Genomic DNA, 509 nt, shown 5'->3' on the forward strand with positions numbered 1-509 from the left:
CCCGGGTTCTAAATAGAAGCGCAACACCCGCTCTAAGGTTGGAAGTGTTCAAGTCCACAACCGAAGAGAAAGTGTCGCGCTCATGACGAAAGTGTATTCCCACCTGTCGGCCGAGGAAAGAAACCGCATCGACGAGCTAAGGAACCGCGAGGGACTCGGCGTGCGCCAGATCGCCCTGAGGATAGGCCGGGACAAGTCCACGGTCAGCCGCGAGCTGAAACGCGGCCTGTGGTTCGCATCCAACGAGAACGACTCCTACCGGCCGTACCGGCCGAAACGGCTGAAGACCGGCGCGTGGACGGCCCGCCCGTTCTACTCGGCCATGACCGCGCAGCGCAAGGCCGAGACGCGCGCCCGCAGGCCGCGCAAGCCCCTGCGCATGTCCCATTGCCCGCTGCGCTCCTGGGTGACGGACGCGCTCAGGAAGGGGTGGACCCCGGAGCTGATCGAGGGCCGGCTCAAGATCGAATGGCCCGACGACCCGCGCATGCGGATAAGCCACGAGTGCC

1 protein-coding gene is annotated in these 509 nt (G+C 65.0%); it reads left to right on the forward strand.

Translation table 11 applies throughout. The features are described from left to right. Positions 1 to 82: 82 nt before the first annotated feature. Positions 83 to 509 (forward strand): transposase (locus AC1AZA_RS11395; protein WP_476514766.1); only part of this gene is annotated, 427 nt, incomplete at its 3' end.

The organism is Bifidobacterium sp. LH_389, assembly GCF_056357235.1.